Raw genomic sequence first — 21,606 nt, forward strand, 5'->3', positions numbered from 1 at the left:
CCCGGCGTGGCACGGTCAGACAACTGATTCACGGGAAACGCAGAGCGGGCCGGTGGAGCTACGTACCGGCGGGCTGCCCGGCCTTGCTCGGGTCCAACGGGGTTCCCAGCGGGACCAACCGCAACCAGGGAGAAGGCACCTCACACGAGGCGACGCCGTCGTAGCCGAGCCGTACCGGCGCGGCCCCGACCAACTCGTACCGGTAGCCGGTGTCAGTGAGCAGATACTCCGGCGCCGACGCCGGATCGCTGCCCGACTCGCGCACGATCACACCGTGCCCGGCGAGGACCGCCACGTCGGCAGCGGAGCCAGATCCGGCCGACGCGGCCGACGCGACCGACCCGACGGCCCCCGAACCACGCGGCCCGACCGCCGAAGGCAGCGCGCCCCGCACCGACACCCCCACATGCGCCCGACCCTGCTGGTCGAACGTGCCCGAGAACGTCGCGCACAGCACCGCCGCCCCAGACGTCCCCGCGTCCTGCCACGCGGCCGAGAACCGCGGGAGAGCGGCGGGCCACGACAACGTCTGCGACGCCGCCGTCGTCACCATCATGTCGGCGGTCACCTCGCCCGCCGGCAACACCGTCTCCGTGAACTTGAACTCCGCCAACCGCGGATCCCGCTGGTAGAGCTCGTACATCGTCGGCGTCACCGACGCCACCCCGTCGCCGGTCACCAGGTAGTAGTTCGACACCGCGCCACCGGCACCCAGCGTCTTGCCGAACATCCCGATGCGGTCGAAACCGGCCGGCGCGGGCCGCGGGTCCGGCCCGCCGTAGCGCCCCGCGATCGTGGGCACGCCCAGCACGTCCCCCGCCGAGAGCCCGCTCAGCCACGCCGCCGGCACCCGCCGGGGCCGCACCGCGCCCGTCGCCAGCGCCGCCGTCACCGCGGCCCGGTCGCCGACCCGGTACTTCAGCCCGTCCTCGACCACCCACTGCTGGCCGGAGTCGTCCTGCACCAGCAGCGCGTCAGGACCCGCCAACAGGCCGGGGCCGGACGCGGCCGGGAATCCGACCTCGACGACCGTCTTCCCGTCCGGCGTCACACACGCGGAGAAATCCTTCAGATCCAGGTTGCGCACCACGGGCAGCGCCCCCGGCACTTTGGCCAGCCCCACAGCCGGGCCCAGGTCGCGCAGGTACGGTGCCAGCTCCGAGTCCTTGGGGCGGGCCGCCGGCGCGGACGGCCCGAACAGCAGCCGGGCTGACGTCGTGTTCGCCACGGGGTGCAGACGACCGCCGAGCAGCACGTACTGCGTTCCCGAGCCGTCGGCGATCAGTCCGCGCTTCCACGCGTCCTTCGGCTTCGGGTTCAGATATCCGACGACCGCGGCGACGCCGAGGGCGATCACCACCACGACCACCGCGACGAAGTAGGCCCGGAACGGCCGCGGCACGCCCTCCGCGACCCCGCCCGCGGACGGCCGCAGCATCGCCCCGAGGACCCGGCGCCGCGAGAACTCCGTCGCCGTCAGCTGCTCCTTCCGCGTCGCCATTCCCCGTACGATACGTCGTCATGCGGGCCTTCGCAGGGATCGGTCTCGTGGTGGCATCCGAAGTCATCGCCGGAGCCGGCATGGTCGCCGCGTGGCGTCTGCGGCGCCTCGACAGCCGGGACAGGGGCCTGACTCCCCCACCCACGGCGATGCCCGAACCGGCCGCCTCCCCCGGCCGCGTCGACGCTCTCACGGCGGTCCTCGAGCTCGAACCCGCCGACGCCGTCCTGCCCGCGACCGATCAGGCTCCGCCGATCCCCGCGCACGTCCTCGACGGGCTGCGGGCCGACCCGCTGCTCGGCCTCGCCGACGTCCGCCTCGTCCAGCACCTCCAGCCCACCGGCGCGGGCCTGCCCGAGCGCTCCCAGACCGGCGCCTCGTACCAGGGCCTCAACCGCGACGTCGCCCAGCACGCCGCCGCAGACCCGGTCCCGGCCGCCCGCCTGACCTGGCTCGCCATGCGGCTGGAGCTGCCCGGCAGCCCGCGCCGCGCCTGGGCCGACCGCGCCGCCGGCCCGATGCTGGCGCGCGGCGGCGGTCTTGAGGGGGCACGCCGGACGCTGGACAAGGCCGCGCGCCAGGCGTCCGCGCAGCTCGCCGTCGCCGGCTACCGCACGACCACCCTGACCGAGGCCGACTACCAGCCCGGCTTCCGCTGCGGACTGGCCGACTCCCGCGCCGCCACCGAACCCGCCGGTCTGGTCACGACGCCCGGCGGCGTCCTCGTCGGCGTCGACCCCGCCCACCGTCCGGTGGCCCTCGGCCTGTTCCGTCGCAGAGGCCTGAGCGCGGCGATCATCGGCGGCCGGTACCTCGCCGAGATACTCGCCCTGCGCGGCGCCGCCGTCGGCGCGCGGGTGATCGTGGAGACCGCGCGCCCGGACGAATGGGATCCGGTGCTGCTGCGCTCCGGCCTGGACACCACTCGTCTGGTCGTGCAGCCCGCCGCCCGGCCCACCGCCCCCGCCGCCTGGCCCAAACCCACCGCCGCCACGCCCCTGCTCGTCCTGAGGGACTGTGGTGCCCGCCCGCCCTACGCCGCCGTCCCGCGCGGCGCCTGGACCGCGGTCGTCACCGTGCTCCCCTACCTCGACCCGCGCTCCGCCGGCTACCTCAAGGACGCCGATCTCGTCGGCTTGCAGCGGATGTCACGCGAGGAGGCCGCCATGGTGCGGCACATCCTCGGCCTTCCGGACAAGGAGACGGCCGCGCTGCCGGACCTGCCGGCGCCGATGGCGATGTGGCGGTCCAGAGACCGGACGACCCGCTTCTGCGAGCTGACCGCGACCCACTGGGAGCAGATGCTCCTCGGCGAGCCGGTGCGCTGACATCGGGGCGCCGAAAGTGGGGACCGCACCGGCGAGGCGCCGAGAAACCGCACCGGCTCGGCGTCGAAAAGGGGACGGGCCCCGCAAAGATCCGGCGGCGTAGGGTTGGGGCCATGACGAGCACCCCCGACCCCGAAGAAGTCCCGTACGGCGAGGTCGTGGGCTTCCTGCGCGACCTCATCCGCATCGACACCTCGAACCCGACGAAGCCGGAGCGGCCCGCGGCCGAGTACGTGGCCGAGAAGCTCGCCGAGGCCGGTCTGGAGCCGCAGGTCTTCGAGTCCGAGCCGGGCCGGGCCAGCGTGGTCGCCCGGATCGAGGGCGCGGACCCGGGCGCCGACGCCCTGCTGCTGCACGGCCACCTCGACGTGGTGCCGGCCGACCCCGCGGACTGGACCTTCGACCCGTTCGCCGCCGAGGTCCGCGACGGCCTGGTCTGGGGCCGTGGCGCCGTCGACATGAAGGACATGGACGCGATGATGCTGGCCGTCACGCGCCGCATGCTCCGCGAGGGCCGCAAGCCGCGCCGGGACATCGTGCTGGCGTTCCTGGCCGACGAGGAGGCCGGCGGCACCTACGGTGCCAAGTTCCTCGCGGACCGCCACCCCGACCTGTTCGACGGCGTCTCCGAGGCGGTCAGCGAGGTCGGCGGCTATTCCTACGAGGTGTCGCCGGACCTGCGCTTCTACCTCATCGAGACCGCGCAGAAGGGCCTGGCGTGGATGCGCCTGCACGCCCGCGGCCAGGCCGGACACGGCTCGATGATCAACGAGGACAACGCGGTCACCGCGGTCGCCGAGGCGGTGGCGCGCATCGGCCGTCACGACTGGCCCGTGACCCTGACCCCGACCGTCACCACCTTCCTGGCCGAGGTCACCGAGGCACTCGGCGTCGAGTTCGACCCGAAGGACCCGGACTCGGCGCGCGCCGCGGTGGCCAAGATCGGCCCGCTGGCCCGGTTCATCGGCGCCACCCTGCAGCACACCGCGAACCCGACCAAGCTCGACGCCGGATACAAGGTGAACGTGATCCCGGAGCGGGCCTCCGCCGAGATCGACGGCCGCTTCCTGCCGGGACTGGAGGACGAGTACTTCGCTGAGATCGACAAGCTGCTCGGTCCGGACGTGACCCGCGAGTTCACGCACTACGACATCGCGCTGGAGGCGCCTTTCGAGGTGCCGCTGGTGGAGAAGATGATGGTGTCGCTGCAGGCCGAGGACCCGGCCGCGCGGATCGTCCCCTACTGCCTGTCGGCCGGCACCGACAACAAGACGTTCGGGATGATGGACATGGGCCGCGGCCTGATCCGCGGCTACGGTTTCGTGCCGCTGAAGCTGGACCCGGGCCTGGATTTCGCAGCCATGTTCCACGGCGTCGACGAGCGCGTGCCGCTGGACGCGCTCGAGTTCGGCTGCAAGGTGCTGGACCGCTTCCTCATGGCGGCCTGACACCCGGTCCGACCGATCCGACCACGACGAAGGCCCGCCTCCCGGAAACGGGAGGGCGGGCCTTCGCACTGGCGGTTCAGCTGCTCTGCTGCGGCCACCGCTTGAACGGATCGTCCGTCGTGGGGTCGTGGAGGCCGGGCGGCGCGGGCATCGGCGGCAGCGCGTCCTTCCCCGACGGCTGCGCCGGGACTGCCTGGTCGTTCAGGGCGGGCACCGGCACCGGTTGGGCCGGAACACTGCCGGCCGGAGTGAACACGTTCAACGGCTCCGTCGTGGTCTCGGTCTCGATGACCAGCACCGGGACCTGCACCGTGCGGCGATGGTCCTCATACACCGCGCGCGGGTCGCCGGCGAAGCCGTGATCGGCCAGCGCCTGGCTCGTGGCCTTCTCGTAGAGGTGCACGTACCCGCAGCGGATGGTGAGGCACTTGGTGAGCTTGCCGGTGATGGACTCGAAGAAGTCCTTGCGGTAGGCCTCGTCGGTGACCGCGGAGACGGCGAAGAAGAACGCCGAGAACGTGGTCAGCAGGATCGCGGTGCGCAGCAGCGGTTCGGAGAAGATCAGCTCGTGTTCGCCGCCGAGCGGGATCCGGGCCGGGAAGCCGAACAGCTTGCCGGGCTCGATGATCTTCAGCCAGGACTCCGCCTGTTCGTCGGTGAAGTGGCACGCGGCCATCACCGTCTCCTTGTGGTGGTCGGCCAACTCGGCCTTGCACTCCGGCGTCCGCAGCCAGTCCGCGACCTGACCGTTGTTCACCGCCAGCTTGCCCAACGTCACGAAGTACAGGAAGACCACCACGGCCAGCAGCAGGATCTGGATGATCTGCGTGAAGGCCAGCACGAACAGCATGTTGATCCGCTGCCGCCGGTTGGTCATCAGCTGCGGCAGTTCCTCGTCGAGCTCGTCGAGGTGCCGGGCCAGCGGCGTGTCGCTCGCCGCGGCCATCACCGCCTCCCGGGTGTACTCGCCGGACAGCATCTTGACCTCGCTGGGCAGCCGCACCATCAGGAAGCCGAAGATGATCAGGCCGAAGAACAGCGTGGTCCACCACAGCTGGCTGCGCTTCTCGAACGACGAGGCGATGTGCCACATGTCGACGTTCAGGAACAGGAAGGTGCCGAACAGAGCGAGCATCGGCAGCGCCTTGCTCGCCAGGTTGACCAGGTTGCCGAGCTCGCGCACCGAGTGCCGCAGCGCCCACAGCACCACCGGCAGCATCGCGTAGGACACCAGCGCGTAGGCCAGGCCCAGCACCAGGACGTTGGCGATGCCGTCCGCCATCACCGCCTTCCACGAGGCGTGCGAGAGCTTGCCGACGGTCGGGCCCAGGACCACCAGCAGGGCGATCTCCGGGATGCCGATCACCTGCGGCAGCCGGTACCACGCGTACGGCTGCCGGATCAGGTTCGCGACCAGGAAGATGACGAGCACCGCTCCGAGTCCGATCCCGGCGCCGACTGCCCGGTCGGCCCAGGTCACGGAGGTGCTGGTGAGTTCCAGACCCATCTGGAACAGCACGAGGACGACGAACACCGGGAGCGCCCGTTTGAAGACGTCCTCGGTCGCTTTGTAGTTCTCGATGAAGTGCGGCAGTCCACGCTTGACGAACCACTTCTCGACATCGTCGAGATGCCGGTGCGCGTCCGCCAGGGCGCGGCGCTCAGAGCGCTTGGAAGCAGCGTTGCGCGCGCCGCGAGACATGGTGGGCGTACTCACGGTCCCCCCGGAGAGTGAGCCTATTGAGGCAATAGCTGGATGCAGACGCGCTGATCCTAGAGCATGCCAACCCCCTCAATCGCCCCTCGCTACTCGGCCTCGACCGGCACCACGAGCTCCGGTCCGTTGTTCTTCACCGAGTTCACAGCGGTGGAGACCGCGTACGTCTCCAAACCCGGGTCCCGACCCGCATCCAAAAGATTGAGCAAAGCCTCGGCTTCGCCCTCACCGGACCCGTAGTCCGGATCCAGCCACGCGTCATAGTGCGCCCGCGGGACGATCACCGGCATCCGGTCGTGGATGCGGTACAGGCCGCCGACGGACGTGGTGGTCAGGATGGTCGCCGACCACAGCCACGCCGCCGGGTCCTCCTTGTCCTCCACCTCCGGATCGCGCCACAGCTCGTAGAGACCGGCCAACGCCAGCGCGTCCCCGGAGCCGTCGTGGATGAAGAAGGGCTGCTTCACCGGCTTGGGGCCGGCCGGCTTGTACCACTCGTAATACCCGTCGGCCGGGATGATGCAGCGGCGCTTCATGAACGCGCGTTTGAAGGACGCCTTCTCGGTGACCGACTCGATGCGCGCGTTGAACATCTTCTGGCCGATCTTGCGGTCCTTGGCCCAGGACGGGACCAGGCCCCAGCGGACCTCCCGCAGCTTGCGCACCGCTTCGGAGCCGGGTTCGGCGTCGCGCGGGTGCCGCTCGATCGCGGCGACCACCTGATCGGTCGGGGCGACGTTGTAGTTCGGCTCGAAGTTCTCGGCGACCTGCTCGAACATCTCCGGCTGCGTGATGCCGAGCTGGCCGGCCAGCTGCGAGGGGTCGGTCCGCAGCACGTAGCGTCCACACATGTCCCGAGCTAATCACGGAACACCGACAACGAGCTCCCCGATCGAGGGGAAACGCCCGCGTCCGACCCGTATACCGGCATCCGGCACCGCCAGCGGTGATCGGGCGCAGCGACTAGCCTTGTCCCCATGACCTCCGCCGAGAAGATCCTCTGGTCCGCGCCGTCCGCCAGCCGTCCGGTCACGGCGGACGTCCGCGTCCCCGGGTCGAAGTCGGCGACCAACCGCGCGCTGCTGCTCGCGGCGCTGGCCGACGGTCCCTCGACCATCACCGGCGGGCTCCGGGCCCGGGATTCCGTCCTCATGATCGACGGCCTGCGCGAGCTCGGCGTGGACATCCAGGCCGGTGCCGGCCACGACGCCCCGGAGTGGACCGTCACCCCTCCGGAGCAGTTGCGGGGCGGGGACACCGGGGGCGTCGCCCGGGTCGACGTCGGCCTGGCCGGCACGGTCATGCGCTTCCTGCCCCCGGTCGCGGCGCTGGCCGACGGGCCGGTGTACTTCGACGGCGACCCGTACGCGCGCTCGCGCCCGATGGGGACGCTGATCCAGGCGCTGCGCGACCTCGGCGTGCGCATCGACGACGGCGACCGCGCCACCTTCCCGTTCCTGGTCGAGGGCACCGGCACCGTCCCGGGCGGCCTGGTGGAGCTGGACGCCACCGCCTCGTCGCAGTTCATCTCGGCGCTGCTGCTGGCCGGCTCGCGCTACGAGCGCGGGGTGGAGGTGCGCCACGTCGGCGGCCCGATCCCGTCCCAGCCGCACATCGCCATGACCGTGGAGTTCGTCCGGGCCGCCGGCGGGACCGTCGACGACTCCGAGCCGGGCCGCTGGGTCGTGGCCCCCTCGGTCCTGAACGGCCGGACCTGGGCGATCGAGCCGGACCTGTCCAACGCCGCCCCGTTCCTGGCCGCGGCCCTGGTGACCGGCGGCACGGTGACCGTGGCCGACTGGCCGGCCGCCACCACCCAGGCTGGCGACGCCCTGCGCCACCTGCTGCGGGAGATGGGGGCCCGGGTGGAACTCACGCCGGCCGGCCTGACCGTCTCCGGCGGCGCCGGCGTGCACGGCCTGGAGGCCGACCTGCGCGACGTCGGCGAGCTCACGCCGGCCCTCACCGCGATCGCCGCCCTGGCCGACGCCCCGTCCCGGTTCACCGGCATCGGCCACCTGCGCGGGCACGAGACCGACCGGCTGGCCGCGCTGGCCCGGGAGATCAACGCGCTCGGCGGCGACGTCACCGAGGAGCCGGACGGCCTGCTGATCCGGCCGCAGGCCCTGCACGGCGGCGTCTTCGCCACCTACGCCGACCACCGGATGGCCACGGCCGGCGCGATCCTGGGCCTGGTGGTGCCCGGGGTGCGGGTCGAGGACATCGCCACCACCGGCAAGACGCTGCCGGACTTCCCGGCGATGTGGGCCGCCATGCTGGCCGCCGACGACCACGACCCGTCGGCCGCCTCGGCGAGGGTCGCCGGCTGATGGCGCGCGCCGGCCGGAAGCTCGACAGCTACGACGAGACCGATGTGCGGGTCCGGGCGAACCCGCGCGGGTCCCGGCCGCGGACCAAGAGCCGGCCGGCGCACGAGGACGCGGCCACCGGCATGGTGATCACGGTCGACCGCGGCCGCTACACCTGTCTGATCGAGGAGAAGAAGAAGTCGCGCACCGTCATCGCCATGACGGCGCGCGAGCTGGGACGGCAGCGGATAGTGGTCGGGGACCGGGTGGGCCTGGTCGGGGACCTGTCCGGCTCGCCGGACGCGCTGGCCCGGATCGTGCGGGTCGAGGACCGGCGCACGCTGCTGCGCCGCACCGCCGACGACACCGACCCGGTGGAGCGCGTGCTGGTGGCCAACGCCGACCAGCTGGTGATCGTGGCCTCCTTCACCGACCCGGAGCCGCAGCCCCGGATGATCGACCGCTGCCTGGTGGCCGCCTACGACGCGGGCATGGACCCGCTCCTGTGCCTGACCAAGGCCGACCTGGTCATAGCGTGGGAGGAGGACGCGATCCTGGAGATGTACCGGCCGCTGGACATCCCGATCGTGGTCTCGGCGAACGCCAACGGGTCCAAGGACCTGGCCGCGCGCATGGCCGGCCGCACCTCGGTGCTGGTCGGCTCCTCCGGTGTCGGCAAGTCGACGATGGTGAACAAGCTGGTGCCGACCGCGGGCCGGGCGACGGGCCGGGTGAACGCGGTGACCGGGCGCGGGCGGCACACGTCGTCGTCGGCGCTGGCGCTGGAGCTGCCCGGCAAGGAGGGCGGCTGGGTGATCGACACGCCCGGCGTGCGGTCCTTCGGCCTGGCGCACGTGGACGTGAACCGCCTCATCGACCACTTCCCGGACCTGGCCGAGGGCACGGAGAACTGCCCGCGCGGGTGCCAGCACGACTCGCAGGCGCCGGAGTGCGCGCTGGACCAGTGGGTGGCTGACGGGCACGCGGACCCGGCGCGGCTGAACTCGCTGCGGCGGCTGCTGGACGCGCGCCTCGGAGGCGAGCCCGCAGCGGTGGTCGTCGAGGGCTGACGCCGACGGCTGCGCTCGGGGGGCTGAGGCGGACGGCTGTGATCGAGGGCTGAGGCGGACGGCTGTGATCGAGGGCTGAGGGCAGGCGCACCGGGCGCGTTGCCAGCGTCGAAACCCCCAGGCGTTCCGCACTGTCGTTCGCGTATGGTGATGGACGCCGGTCGCGGGACTTCCAGCGCGACTTCCGGAACCTGCCTTTGGAGCAACGATTCGCAGCTCGCGCCCTCCTTCCCCGACCGGCACCGGCGCCCTCGGGCGCGACGTGGTGGCAGACGTGGTGGCGGCGGAGGACGTGCTGCTCTTCGTCAACGCCGCGACGGCCTCGACCGGGCAGCGTGAGTTCCACGGCGACGCGCTCGGGCAGGAGATGTCGCTGGACTTCCTGCACGAGTACATGCTCGTCAACTATCGGGACCTCTACGCCACGACCCTGGCGCTCGGCATCAACGACCACAACGCGGTGCTGGCGATCCGGCGGCTGCTGGCCACCGGACGGGACGCGACGGCCGAGCAGAAGGCTGCCGAGGGCGCCCTGATAGCCCGGCGGCTGCGTGAACTGCCGCCGCCGCGGGTGTTCCGGCTGTTCACAGCGCTGCGACGCGACGGAGTCAACAACCGGCGCACTCGGGCCGTCATCCGCGACTGGATGGCTTCACTGGACAGCCCCGCGTACCACGCGGTCAAGTACCGGACCGGGTTCAAGGCCGGGCTGAAGCACGCGCACATCGACGTCGGCGACGGCGAGTTGCGGGACTTCCTGTTCGGGCCGCTCGAACGCAAGCCGTACACCACGCCGATCTTGGAGACGTGGCGCCAGGCTCACTACAACAGCGGCGCGCTCTACAAGCTCCCTTACACGGTCGCCGAGGGCTTCGCCGCCAAGCACGGCATCAAGCGTGAGATCTTCCTGGAGCGCATCGGCGACCGCATGACGCCCTTGGAAAGGCTGCGGACCGGCGAGGACGCGCTCGATCCGCTCGCGCTGATCGACGGCGGCGCCAAGTACGGCGGGCCGCCGGTGCCATGGCTGACCCGGCTCGCGGTCCGCGTGCTGGCACTGCCGCTGGACGAGCGGGCCGCGCGCCGTGCTGAGTTCACCGACGCCCTGCGGGCCTTCGCCGCGGCCGAGGCTGGGAAGCTGGCCGGGACGTGGGGACGCGTGACCGCGGTGCTGGACGACAGCTTCTCGTCGTTCGGGTCGCCGGTGAAGCGACGGCGGCCGCTGGCGGTGGCGCTGGCGTGCCACTTCCTGCTGGAGGCGCTGGCCGCGCAGGGGCAGTACACCCCGTTGTGGATGTCCGGGCGCGATGATCCGCTGCTGGCGTACCCGAGCGGCGCCACACCGCTGGGCCTGCGACTCATCGACGCGCTGGAGACGGCGCCGGAGCGGATCGTCGTGGTCTCCGACGGCTGGGACAACAGCCCGCCGGGGCTGGCCGGCGAGGTGCTGCGCGTGTGGCGGACGCGGCTGGATCCCCAGCAGCGGGTGGACATCGTGCACGTCAACCCGGTGTTCGACGCCGAGGCGCTGGACGTGCGGGCGCTGAGCCCGAGCGTGCCGTCGGTCGGCATCCGGGACGCGGAGGACCTGGTGCCGCTGGTCGAGCTGGCGCAGTTCGCGCAGGGCCGGCTCGGGCTGCCGGAGCTGCTGGCGTACCTCGACGGCCGGGTGCGGAGGTTCCTCGGTGCGGATTGATCTCAGCGGCCTGCGGACCGGGCCGGCGCAGGTGTGGGGCGCGCTGCGGCTCGTGCCGTTGCTGCGCGACGAGCCGGTGGAGAGCCTGCGGCTGCACGGGGTCGCCTACGAGGGCGCCTGGCGCAGCCAGGTGAAGCTGACCAACACGACCTCGTATTACTCGTACGTCCCGCACGGGTTCGTCGCGGACTGGAACCCGGAGTCCGGCGACGGCGCGCAGTCCGCGGCGTACGGGACGCAGATCGTCGACAAGAGCACGACGGTGCGGGGCATGCCGATGCCCGTCCACCGGCGGATGGCCCAGAAGCTGGGCAAGCGCCGCGTCCGCTTCCTGCCGCTGCACCTGGCCATGGAGGGCTACCTCGCGCTGCACTTCGACGGACCGCCGGTAGCCTGGCGCGAGTGGTCGGACCGCTTCGTCCAGCACGGCCTGTCGCCGCGCTCCGAGGCGTCGTACAACGGCGCCGCGGTCCCCGGCCTGCGCGACGCGCTGCGGGTGTTCGAGATCCACGAGGGCCAGAGCGGCGTGCTGGTCTACGCGGCCGACGCGCTGGCGGCGGCGTTCGTCGTCCCGCACCCGGACGACTACCGCGAACTGCACCCGACGCTGGTGCTCGACATGTACGGCGAGCTCGTCTATCAGTACGCGCTGATGATGCCGGCGGTGCGGGATTTCCATACGCGGCTCGAGGACGACACCATCATCAGCCTCGCCGACCTGCGTGCGGCCGCTCGCGCGCAGTCCCGGAGCTGGGCCGAGTTCCACGACACGGTGATGGCGAACGCGCTCCTGAGCCACGACTACACCGCCGAGCGCGCGTACCAGATGGGCGACTTCGACCTCGTGCGCTTCCGCCCGGCCTTCAAGCCCGGCGACGAGAACCACATCGGCGAGGCCATCACCGACGGCGCGGGCCGGATCGCGTATCTGAAGACCTTCCGTCTGTCCGAGGCCCAGATCCGGCGCGGCTACCTGTTGGAGCTGCTCGCCTCGAACGGCTGGCGGCTGAGCGCCGCCGCGGCGTCGATCGGGACGACGGCGGAGGATCTGCGGGGGCGGATCCGGGCCGCCGGGTTCGAGATGATGCTGCGGGAGAAGGCGAAGTAGCCCCCCACAGCGCGACGGCCGGGGCACGCGTCGCGCACCCCGGCCGTCCCGTCACCGCGAACGCCGCTACATCGACGTCGCCCGCAGTATCGCGCTGATCGTCCGCATCGCGACCGACAGGGTCGCCAGGTCGAAGGTGTCGGACGCCATGATCTCGTCCAGGACCGTCCGCGAGCGTTCCACCGCGGCGCGGTCCTTGTCGATCCAGGCCTCGTAGCGCTGTTCCGGGGTGGCGGTCTCGTCGCCGGAGGCGAGCAGGGCCGCCGTCAGGCCGGCGTGGGAGGCGTAGAGCTCGTCGCGCAGAGCACCGCGGGCCATGGTCTGCCAGCGGTCGGCGCGGGGGAGTTCGACGATCTTCTGCTGGATGGCGGCGATCTCCATGCGGTCGGCGAGGTCGAAGTAGACCTCGGCGACGTCCAGCACCGGCTTGCCCGCCGCCGCGGCGGTCTCGACGATGTCCAGGGCGCCGAAGATGGAGGGCATGCCGGCGATCGCGGAGGCCAGTTCGCCCGGGACGCCGGCGATGATCAGGTCCTCGCGCTGCTCCTGGTAGCGGGTCAGGTGCGGGCCGCGGAGGAGCTTGGGCAGGTGCGCCGAGATGTCGCGGACGCCCTCGCGGAAGTGCTCGATCTGCGCGGTGATGTCCAGCGGGTGGCGGCGGTTCTGCAGGAACCAGCGGGCGGCGCGCTGGGTGAGGCGGCGCACCTCCATCCGCATCGCGGTCTGGACCGCGGCCGGGACCTGGTTGTCCAGGGCCTCGATCGCTTCCAGGTGCCCGCCCATTTCGTAGACCTCGCGGGCGGCGCTGTGCGAGCGGGCGATCTGGTCCGCCGAGGCCCCCGACTCCTCCCGCATCCGGAAGGCGAAGGTGATGCCGGCGTTGTTCACCAGGTTGTTCACCACCTGGGTGGTGATGATCTCGCGGCGCAGCGGGTGCTGGTCCATCAGCGCCCGGTACGGCCTGCGCAGCGGTGCCGGGAAGTAGTCCTCCAGACGCTCGACGAAGTACGGGTCGTCCGGCAGCGAGGAGAAGAACACCTCGTCGGACAGCACGATCTTCACGTACGCCAGCAGCACCGACAGCTCCGGCTGGGTCAGCCCGGCGTTCGCCGCGCGCCGCTCGGCCAGCTGCTTGTCGTTCGGCAGGAACTCCAGCTCCCGGTTCAGCAGGCCGTCCTTGACCAGTTTGCGCATCAGCCGGCCGTGCGCGTCGATCAGCTCCGGGGCCTGCCACTGCGCGTTGGCCAGCGCGATGTTCTGGTCGATGTTGTCGCGCAGCACCAGGCGCGCCACCTCGTCGGTCTGCTCGGCCAGCGCCTTGTTGCGCTGTTTGACCGTCAGGTCGCCGGCGTGCACCGCCTGGTCCAGCAGGATCTTGATGTTCACCTCGTGGTCGGAGGTGTCGACGCCGGCCGAGTTGTCGATGGCGTCGGTGTTGATCCGGCCGCCGGCCCCGGCCGGGCCGCCGTGCATCGCGTACTCGATCCGGCCCAGCTGGGTGAAGCCCAGGTTGCCGCCCTCACCCACGACCCGTGCCCGCAGCTCCGCGCCGTTGATCCGGAACGCGTCGTTGGCCTTGTCGCCGACGTCGGCGTGGCTCTGCGAGGACGCCTTCACGTAGGTGCCGATGCCGCCGTTCCAGAACAGGTCGACCGGCGCCTTCAGGATCGCGTTCAGCAGGTCGTTCGGCGCCATCCGCAGCACCGAGGGCTCCAGGCCCAGCGCCTGCCGCACCTGCGGGGTGATCGGGATCGACTTGGCGCTGCGCGGGTACACCCCGCCGCCGGTGCTGATCAGCGAGGCGTCGTAGTCGGCCCAGGACGAGCGCGGCAGGTGGAACATGCGCCGCCGCTCGGCGAACGACGTCGCCGCGTCCGGGTCCGGGTCCAGGAAGATGTGCCGGTGGTCGAAGGCGGCGACCAGGCGGATGTGCTCGGACAGCAGCATGCCGTTGCCGAACACGTCCCCGGACATGTCGCCGACGCCGATCGCGGTGAAGTCCTCGCTCTGGCTGTCCACGCCCAGCTCGCGGAAGTGGCGCTTGACCGACTCCCACGCGCCGCGCGCGGTGATGCCCATGCCCTTGTGGTCGTAGCCGACCGAGCCGCCGGAGGCGAAGGCGTCGCCGAGCCAGAACCCGTAGTCCAGCGCCAGGCCGTTGGCGATGTCGGAGAACGTCGCCGTGCCCTTGTCCGCCGCCACCACCAGGTAGGTGTCGTCCGGGTCGTGCCGCACCACGTTGCGCGGCGGCACCACCTCGCCGGCCACCAGGTTGTCGGTGATGTCCAGCAGGCCGGAGATGAAGGTCTTGTAGCTGCTGATGCCCTCGGCCAGCCAGGCGTCCCGGTCCACCGACGGGTCCGGCAGGTTCTTGGCGTAGAACCCGCCCTTGGAGCCGACCGGCACGATCACCGAGTTCTTCACCATCTGCGCCTTGACCAGGCCCAGGATCTCGGTGCGGAAGTCCTCGCGGCGGTCCGACCAGCGCAGCCCGCCGCGCGCCACCTTGCCGAAGCGCAGGTGCACGCCCTCGACCTGCGGCGAGTACACCCAGATCTCGAACTTCGGCAGCGGCGCCGGCAGGTCCGGGACCGCGTACGGGTCCAGCTTGAACGACACGTACGGCTTGGGCTCGCCGGCGTCGTCGGTCTGGAAGTAGTTGGTGCGCAGCGTGGCCTGGATGACCTTCAGCAGCGAGCGCAGGATCCGGTCGTCGTCCAGCGACTGCACGCCGTCCAGCGCGGCCTCGATCTCCTCGACGATGCTCTCCCACAGCTCCGGCGTCTCGTGCGAGTACGCCGGGGAGAACTTCGCTTCGAACAGCTTCACCAGCAGGCGCGCGATCCGGCGGTTGCCGGCCACCACCGACTCCACCAGGTCCTGGCTGAAGGTCATGCCGCCCTGCCGCAGGTACTTCACGTACGCGCGCAGGATCACGACCTGCCGCCAGGTCAGCGCGGCCATCGGGACCAGCGCGTTGAAGCCGTCGTTCTCGGCCCGGCCGGTCCAGATCGCGGTGAACGCGTCCTGGAAGCGTTGCCGCGCCGTCTCGTCCATCGCGGTGTCCGTGACCGAGGACGGGTCGCAGAGCAGGCCGAAGTCGTAGATCCGGGAGTCCGGCTCGTCCGGCGACTCGGTCTCCAGGTCGTAGGGGAACTCGTCGACGACCTCGACGCCCATCTTCTGGAAGACCGGCAGCACCTCGGCCAGCGACACCGAGGCCCCGACCCGGTAGATGCGGAACCGGCGCTCACCGGGGGCGGCGTCCACCTCCTCGTACAGCCGCACCGCGCTGCCCTCGCCGGCGGCCTTCAGGCCCTCCAGGACCTTGACGTCGGCCACCGCCATCTCCGGCCGCTCCTCGGCCTTGTACGACTCCGGCAGCGCGGCGCCGTACGCGTCGCGCAGCTCCCGGGCCTGGGCCTCGCCGAAGTCGCCGAGCAGGGCGTCGGCGAAGTCGTCGTCCCAGGTGCGGGTGGCCGCGGCCAGCTTGGCCTCGATGGCGTCGGAGTCCGGGTCGACCAGTGTGGCGCCGGGCGCGACCCGGACCACGAAGTGCAGCCGGGTCAGCACCGACTCGGTGTTGCGCACCGTGTAGTCGATGACCGCGCCGTGCAGCTCCCGCATCAGGATGTTCTGCATCTCCAGCCGCGTGGAGGTGTCGTAGCGGTCGCGCGGCAGGTACACCAGCGCCGAGTAGTAGCGGCCGTAGGCCTCCTTGCGCAGGAACATCCGCAGCCGGCGCCGCTCCTGCAGCTGCGAGACCGCGATCGCGATCTCGCCCAGTTCACGCTCCGTGATCTGGAACAGCTCGTCGCGCGGGTAGGTCTCCAGGATCTGCAGCAGTTCCTTGCCGGAGAACGAGTTCTGGTCGTAGCCGGACTCGGCCACCACCGCGCGGACCTTGCGCTGCACGACCGGGATCCGCAGCACCGACTCGGTGTAGGCGGGCGCCGCGAACAGGCCCAGGAAGCGGCGCTCGCCGATCACGGTGCCGTCGGCGTCGAACTTCTTCACGCCGACGTAGTCCAGATAGGCCGGGCGGTGCACGGTGGAGCGGGTGTTGGCCTTGGTCAGCACCAGCAGCCGCGGCTCGCGGGCCTTGGCCCGGGCGTCCGGGCCGAGCTTGGAGAAGCTCTGCGACATCGGCTGGTCGCCGCGCAGGATACCCAGGCCGGTGCCGGGCACGGCGCGCAGGCTCTCCTCGCCGTCGTCGTCGGTGACCAGGTCGTACTCGCGGTAGCCGAGGAACGCGAAGTGGTCGTCGGCCAGCCAGCGCATCAGGTCCGAGGCGTCGGACAGCTCCTCCGGCGGCACCGGCGGCTTGGGCGCCTCGGCGGCCGGGTGCAGGTCCTCGGCCAGCGACAGCGCGGTGGCCCGCATCTTCGGCCAGTCCTCGACCGCCTCGCGCACGTCCCGCAGCACCTTCTGCAGGTCGCCCTCGATCTCGGCGTAACGCCGGCCGTCGGCGTCCTCGCGCGGGGACAGCTTGTCGATCTCGATGTGGATCCAGGACTCGACCTGCACGTCCGGACCGGACCGGTCCTGGTCCGGGGCCAGGATCTCCAGCAGCGTCCCGGTCAGGTCGCGGCGCACGTACAGCACCGGGTGGATGATCACGTGGATGCCGCGGTCCTGGCGGGACAGCTCGGAGGTGACCGAGTCGACCAGGAACGGCATGTCGTCGGTGACGATCTCCACCACCGTGTGCCCGCTGGACCAGCCGGTGGTCTCCACACTCGGGGTGTGCACCCGCACCTTCGCCGTGCCCTGCGGCCGGGACGCGGCCAGCGCGGCGTGGGACAGGGCGGCGGAGCGGATGTCCTTCGGCGAGGTGCCGATCAGGTCCTCGGGGGCCGCGTGGCGGTAGTACTCGTCGAGGAACGCCTCCATGGCGCCGTCCCCGCGGGCCGGCATCAACACCCCGGACGAGGCGCCACCCGCGCCGCCGTCGGCGCCGGACTTGGCGGCCTGGCCCAGGAGGTCGGCCTTGGCCTGGTCGAGCTTGCCCAGTGTCGCACCCATATACGTGCTCTGCATGGCCGTGTGAACTCTATTCTGTCGCGCGCCGTTGCGTGACTGAGTGGTTTGCGGTGGGACTCGCAGTGATACCTGTGGAGTTGTCGGGCGGAGCCGGCGCGCGGGCGGTCATATCCAAAGAACCGACGGACGCGCCGAAAAGTCACCGTCTAGAGCGAACTTCGGAGCTCCCACAGCAGCGGGAAGTAGTGCAGGCCCAGACGGGAGCGCAGGTACGGGGCGCCGGTGGAACCGCCGGTCCCGGACTTGGTGCCGATCTGCCGCTCCACCATCGTCACGTGCCGCGCGCGCCACAGCGCCGCCGCCTCGTCGTGGTCGAGCAGCGCCTCGGCCAGCTCCCACAGCTCGCCGTACTTGTCGCGGTCGCGGGCGACCACGACCAGTGACGCGAGCAGCTCCTCCTCGGTCCCGGCGGACAGGCCAGACGAGGAGACGGCGTGCACGAAGCCATCCCACAGGCCGGGGGCCTCCAGCCGGCGGGCCAGCCGCTCCTGTTCGGCTTCCGTCAGGCCGCGGAAGCGCTTGATGTAGGTCGGATCCTTCGCACCCGACGCGAACTCCAGCTCCCGGAACTGCGCGGACTGGAACCCCGAGGCCGGGGACAGCAGCTCGCGGAACACCAGGAAGTCCTGCGGGGTCATGGTCTCCAGGACCGCGATCTGCCGGATCAGGACGTCCTCGATCACCGCCACCCGCTTGAGCAGGTGCTTGGCCCACCACAGCCGGCCGGCGAACATGGCCTCGGTGGCGGCGTCGACCTCGTGCAGGAGCTGCTTGAACCACAGCTCGTACACCTGGTGGATGGTGATGAACAGGAGTTCGTCGTGGGCCGGCGGGTCCGATTCCAGGACCTGGGCGGACAACAGCTGCTCCAGCCGGAGGTACGAGCCGTAGGTCAGCTTCGCCCCCTCCTCGCCGAAGTGGTGGCTGGTGACCGTTTCGCTCCCGAAGTCGGCGGAGTCGGACGTACGGCCTGCAGGGCAGCCGACGACGCTGTCGGCTGACGGTTCTTTCGTCACGCCTGCCAGGCTACCGCCGCGCGGGCGGGGCTTTGAGAGGTTCGCCGATGACGGAATGGCACCTATTCGCGGATCGGCTGTACACCTTGGCCATGGGTGGTCGGTCGTTACACCCTCGGTGATCGCGGCCCGGCCCCGCTCAGACCCGTTCTCGCCGGATCAGCGGAGATCGAGCACCCCGACGGCCTGACCGCCGGTGGTCTCGCCGGTGAGGCGGAATCCGAGGCGCAAGTAGAACTTCTCCGGACCATCGTCGCCGGGATGCCAGCTGACGTACAGCCGGTCGCCGCCGCGGCGGCGGATCTCGGCGGCGACCTGCTCCACGGCGAAGCGGCCGTGACCCCGGGCTTGCTCGCCCTCCGCGATGTTCAGACGCCACAGGCCGGAGCGCAGGTCGTCCGGCGCGGTCTTCCCGGAATCGTCCTCCCACGCGATGTCCAGGAACGCCATCAGGAAGCCGACCACCCGGTCGCCGTCCAGGATCACTCTGGGCCAGGCCAGGTCGCCGAAGACGTAGGCCTGCGCCAGCGACTTCATCACCGGCGCGACCAGGTGTTCCTGGTCCGGGCGGACCTGCACGGCCACCGCCGCGTCGAAGTTCTCCCGGGTCACCTCGGCCAGTCTGAGCATCTCCCCCACGTCCTCCCCGTCTTCGAGACCTGCCAGACTACGCGCACGAACGACGGTGCGGTCCCGCCGAAGCGGAACCGCACCGCTGTCCCCCGATGTCCCCCGGCACCCCCGAGTCACGGACCGCTTGGCCGGGCCGGGGCGGGGCCGGGGCCGGTCAGCCGTCGGCGGCGATCGCCCGCAGCACGTTCATTCGCGAGGCCCGGAAGGCGGGCGCCAGCGCGGCCAGCAGGCCGACCACCGCGGCCCCGAGGAACACCGCCACGATGGTGCCCACCGGGATGGCCAGGGTGCTGATCCCGATGCCGGAGAGCACCTTCTGCGCGGCGACACCCCAGGCCAGGCCCAGCCCGACCCCGAGGGTCGCGCCGAACAGCGCGATCACCACGGACTCCAGCCGGATCATCCGCCGGGTCTTGCGGCGGCTCATCCCGATGGCGCGGGTCAGGCCGATCTCCCGCGTCCGCTCCACCACCGACAGCGCCAGCGTGTTGACCACGCCCAGGATCGCGACCACGATCGCCAGGCCGAGCAGGCCGTAGACCATGTTCAGGACGCCGGAGACCTGGTCGTGGATCAGCTGCTTGTAGTCGGTCTGGCTCTTCACCGTCAGCTGCGGGAACGGGGCGAGCCCGTCCTTCAGCGCCTGGTAGGTCTGGTCCTGCTTGCCCTTGTCGGCCTTGGCGAAGACCAGGTCGACGGCGGGCTGCTTGTCGGCGGGCACCGACTTGTTCAAGGTGTCCAGGGAAACGTAGCCGTCGCCGTGGTTGAACACCGTGTCGTCGCGCAGGATCGCCAGCACCGGCAGCTGGACCGGGCCGGTGCCGCCCTGGAAGGAGACGGTCGCCACCGAACCGACGGCCATGTTCCGGGCCTTCGCCTCCGCCTCCGGCAGCGCGATGCCGCTCTTGGTGAAGACGTCGTTCAGCGAACCGGACGTGGTGCGGACGTTGAAGTCCTGGACCATCGTCGAGGACGACGCCGAGATCGTCATCTTGTCGTCGCCGGCCTTCCCGGACACCGAGGCGTTCAGGAACTTGTTCTCGGTGACGTGGGCCAGGCCGGGGGTGGCCCGGGTCTTCGCCAGCGCCTCGGGGGTGATCTCCAGACCCCCGTTGGCGACGATGATGTAGTCCGCGCCGACGGTCTTGTCCATCTCCGAGGTGGCCGAGGTCACCAGCGAGTTGCCGACCACGGCCATCCCGGACACCAGCGACAGCCCGATCATCAGGGCGGCGGCGGTGGCGCCGGTGCGGCGCGGGTTGCGCAGCGCGTTGCGCTGCGCCATCGTCCCGACCGAGCCGAACACCGCCGGCAGCCAGGCGCCGAGCACCCGGATCACCCCGCCGGCCAGGAACGGGCCGAGCAGGACGGCGCCGATCAGCGAGATCAGCACGCCCAGGCCCAGCAGCGAGCCGCCGCTGCCGTTGGCTCCCGCCGCCGCGCCGCCGGCCAGGGCCGCGCCCCCGCCGGCCAGGACCACCAGGCCGACCAGGTTGCGGATCCGGGAGGCCCGGCGGTCGCCGGGGGTGCCGGCGTCCCGCAGCGCCGCCATCGGCGTGATGCGCCCCGCGCGCCGGGCCGGGATCCAGGACGCGAGCAGGGTGACCAGGACGCCGACCGCGTAGCCGGCGACCACCGACGGGACGGTCACCTCCATGTCGGAGGCGTCCAGGTTCATGCCCGCCTTGTTCATCAGCGCGATCAGGCCGTAGGCCAGGCCGGCGCCGGTCGCGATGCCGAGGGTGGCGCCGATGACGCCGAGCAGCAGCGCCTCGAACCGGACCGAGCGGTTGATCTGCCGGCGGCTGGCGCCGAGCGCCCGCAGCAGGCCCAGCTCGCGGGTGCGCTGCGCCACCAGCATCTGGAAGGTGTTGATGATCAGGAAGGCGCCGACCAGCAGGGAGATCCCGGCGAAGCCGAGCATCACGTACTTCATGAAGCCGATGAAGCCCACGCTGTTGCGGCCGTCGGCCTCCTGCTCGGCCCGGGTCTTGACGTCGTAGCCGGCACCGAGCTTCCCGGCCACCTCGGCCTTGAGCGTGTCGTCGGCGGTGCCGGGCGCGGCGTCCAGGTTCACGCCGGTGAACACGCCCGGCTTGCCGAGCAGCTTGGTCTGCGCGGTGTCGGTGTCGAAGAAGAAGAGCGTCGCGCCGGGGTTCGTGGTGCGGAAGGTCGCGATGCCCGAGACGGTGACCGGGAAGCTGCCGGCCTGGGTGTCGGTGACGATCCGCAGCTGCGAGCCGATCGCGAGGTGCTTCTTGTTCGCGGTGTCGGCGTCGACGACGACGTCACCGGGGCCGGCCGGCGGGCGTCCGGAGGTGAGGTTCACGGCCGGGTGCGGCGTGACGTACCAGTTGCCGCCGATGGTCGGACCGCCGGTGGCGTTGGAGATCGCCTTGTTGTCCGGGCCGACCACGGCCAGGCGCTCGGTGCTGACGTCGCCGTAGGCGGCCTGCACACCGGGCAGGGACTTCACCGTGTCGAGCACCGAGGCCGAGACGGTCTTCTGCGGCGCGCCGGGCAGCGCGTCCTTGTCGGTCTTCGGCGTGACCGCGACGTCCGAGGCGGTGGTCGCGAACAGCCGGTCGAAGGTCTTGGTGATGGTCGAGGTGAACATCAGCGTGCCGGTGACGAAGGCGACGCTGAGCAGCACGGCTATCAGCGACAGCGAGAGCCGTCCCTTGTGCGCGAAGAAGTTGCGCCGGGATGCCTTGAGCATGATCTCTGTCCCCCCGCG

The 21,606-nt window shown here is 71.3% G+C and carries 13 protein-coding genes; 6 read left to right on the forward strand and 7 right to left on the reverse strand.

Annotation, left to right across the window (positions count from 1 at the left end; genetic code table 11):
- Window positions 1-58 precede the first annotated feature (58 nt).
- The gene (gene eccB / locus ABD466_RS27200; RefSeq protein WP_344660026.1) at window positions 59-1,501 is read right to left on the reverse strand and encodes a type VII secretion protein EccB; all 1,443 of its coding nucleotides are present in this window, start codon (window positions 1,499-1,501) and stop codon (window positions 59-61) included.
- Window positions 1,502-1,521: 20 nt separating this feature from the next.
- Here eccB and ABD466_RS27205 point away from each other — a divergent pair, with 20 nt between their 5' ends.
- Together ABD466_RS27205 and ABD466_RS27210 are read left to right on the forward strand one after the other, a co-directional pair.
- A complete protein-coding gene (locus tag ABD466_RS27205; protein ID WP_344660027.1) occupies window positions 1,522-2,829 on the forward strand; it encodes a hypothetical protein in 1,308 nt (435 codons plus the stop codon).
- A 113-nt stretch (window positions 2,830-2,942) separates the two neighbouring features.
- Window positions 2,943-4,277 (forward strand): M20/M25/M40 family metallo-hydrolase, encoded by a 1,335-nt coding sequence (locus ABD466_RS27210; protein WP_344660028.1) that lies wholly within the window; start codon window positions 2,943-2,945, stop codon window positions 4,275-4,277.
- A gap of 76 nt (window positions 4,278-4,353) precedes the next feature.
- Here ABD466_RS27210 and ABD466_RS27215 read toward each other — a convergent pair whose 3' ends face one another.
- Both ABD466_RS27215 and ABD466_RS27220 read right to left on the reverse strand, forming a co-directional pair.
- Window positions 4,354-5,979 carry a hypothetical protein gene (locus ABD466_RS27215; protein ID WP_344660029.1) on the reverse strand — a complete coding sequence of 542 codons (1,626 nt, stop codon included), beginning with the start codon at window positions 5,977-5,979 and terminating at the stop codon, window positions 4,354-4,356.
- A gap of 104 nt (window positions 5,980-6,083) precedes the next feature.
- Window positions 6,084-6,845: an SOS response-associated peptidase gene (locus tag ABD466_RS27220; protein ID WP_344660030.1), complete on the reverse strand. Its 762-nt coding sequence runs from the start codon at window positions 6,843-6,845 to the stop codon at window positions 6,084-6,086.
- A gap of 126 nt (window positions 6,846-6,971) precedes the next feature.
- Between ABD466_RS27220 and aroA the strand changes: the two genes are divergently transcribed.
- The 4 genes from aroA (at window position 6,972) to ABD466_RS27240 (ending at window position 12,177) form a co-directional block, all read left to right on the forward strand.
- The gene (gene aroA / locus ABD466_RS27225) at window positions 6,972-8,324 is read left to right on the forward strand and encodes a 3-phosphoshikimate 1-carboxyvinyltransferase (protein ID WP_344660031.1); all 1,353 of its coding nucleotides are present in this window, start codon (window positions 6,972-6,974) and stop codon (window positions 8,322-8,324) included.
- Complete coding sequence (rsgA, locus tag ABD466_RS27230) at window positions 8,324-9,373, forward strand: ribosome small subunit-dependent GTPase A (RefSeq protein WP_344660032.1); 1,050 nt, start codon at window positions 8,324-8,326, stop codon at window positions 9,371-9,373. Before aroA ends, rsgA begins: the two co-directional genes overlap by 1 nt.
- Window positions 9,374-9,638: 265 nt before the next feature.
- Window positions 9,639-11,069 carry a hypothetical protein gene (locus ABD466_RS27235; protein WP_425558752.1) on the forward strand — a complete coding sequence of 477 codons (1,431 nt, stop codon included), beginning with the start codon at window positions 9,639-9,641 and terminating at the stop codon, window positions 11,067-11,069.
- Window positions 11,059-12,177, forward strand: a complete 1,119-nt coding sequence (locus ABD466_RS27240; protein WP_344660033.1) for an ARPP-2 domain-containing protein — start codon at window positions 11,059-11,061, stop codon at window positions 12,175-12,177. Before ABD466_RS27235 ends, ABD466_RS27240 begins: the two co-directional genes overlap by 11 nt.
- A gap of 66 nt (window positions 12,178-12,243) precedes the next feature.
- Here ABD466_RS27240 and ABD466_RS27245 read toward each other — a convergent pair whose 3' ends face one another.
- The 4 genes from ABD466_RS27245 to ABD466_RS27260 form a co-directional block, all read right to left on the reverse strand.
- Complete coding sequence (locus ABD466_RS27245; RefSeq protein ID WP_344660034.1) at window positions 12,244-17,217, reverse strand: NAD-glutamate dehydrogenase; 4,974 nt, start codon at window positions 17,215-17,217, stop codon at window positions 12,244-12,246.
- 149 nt (window positions 17,218-17,366) lie between these two features.
- Entirely contained in the window at window positions 17,367-18,236 is an 870-nt protein-coding gene (locus ABD466_RS27250) for a tryptophan 2,3-dioxygenase (protein ID WP_344660035.1), read from the reverse strand.
- 159 nt (window positions 18,237-18,395) lie between these two features.
- Window positions 18,396-18,866, reverse strand: a complete 471-nt coding sequence (locus tag ABD466_RS27255; RefSeq protein ID WP_344660036.1) for a GNAT family N-acetyltransferase — start codon at window positions 18,864-18,866, stop codon at window positions 18,396-18,398.
- A gap of 157 nt (window positions 18,867-19,023) precedes the next feature.
- Window positions 19,024-21,588: an ABC transporter permease gene (locus ABD466_RS27260; protein WP_344660037.1), complete on the reverse strand. Its 2,565-nt coding sequence runs from the start codon at window positions 21,586-21,588 to the stop codon at window positions 19,024-19,026.
- Window positions 21,589-21,606 lie beyond the last annotated feature (18 nt).

The organism is Catenulispora subtropica (assembly GCF_039531675.1).
Taxonomy (GTDB): Bacteria; Actinomycetota; Actinomycetes; order Streptomycetales; family Catenulisporaceae; genus Catenulispora; species Catenulispora subtropica.

Bases quoted from the DNA above. Each gene is read 5' to 3' on its own strand.
- aroA (WP_344660031.1), top strand. From the start codon at position 6,972: ATGACCTCCGCCGAGAAGATCCTCTGGTCCGCGCCGTCCGCCAGCCGT.
- ABD466_RS27220 (WP_344660030.1), bottom strand. From the start codon at position 6,845: ATGTGTGGACGCTACGTGCTGCGGACCGACCCCTCGCAGCTGGCCGGC.
- ABD466_RS27255 (WP_344660036.1), bottom strand. From the start codon at position 18,866: ATGCTCAGACTGGCCGAGGTGACCCGGGAGAACTTCGACGCGGCGGTG.
- ABD466_RS27205 (WP_344660027.1), top strand. From the start codon at position 1,522: ATGCGGGCCTTCGCAGGGATCGGTCTCGTGGTGGCATCCGAAGTCATC.
- ABD466_RS27215 (WP_344660029.1), bottom strand. From the start codon at position 5,979: ATGTCTCGCGGCGCGCGCAACGCTGCTTCCAAGCGCTCTGAGCGCCGC.
- rsgA (WP_344660032.1), top strand. From the start codon at position 8,324: ATGGCGCGCGCCGGCCGGAAGCTCGACAGCTACGACGAGACCGATGTG.
- ABD466_RS27245 (WP_344660034.1), bottom strand. From the start codon at position 17,217: ATGCAGAGCACGTATATGGGTGCGACACTGGGCAAGCTCGACCAGGCC.
- eccB (WP_344660026.1), bottom strand. From the start codon at position 1,501: ATGGCGACGCGGAAGGAGCAGCTGACGGCGACGGAGTTCTCGCGGCGC.
- ABD466_RS27210 (WP_344660028.1), top strand. From the start codon at position 2,943: ATGACGAGCACCCCCGACCCCGAAGAAGTCCCGTACGGCGAGGTCGTG.
- ABD466_RS27260 (WP_344660037.1), bottom strand. From the start codon at position 21,588: ATGCTCAAGGCATCCCGGCGCAACTTCTTCGCGCACAAGGGACGGCTC.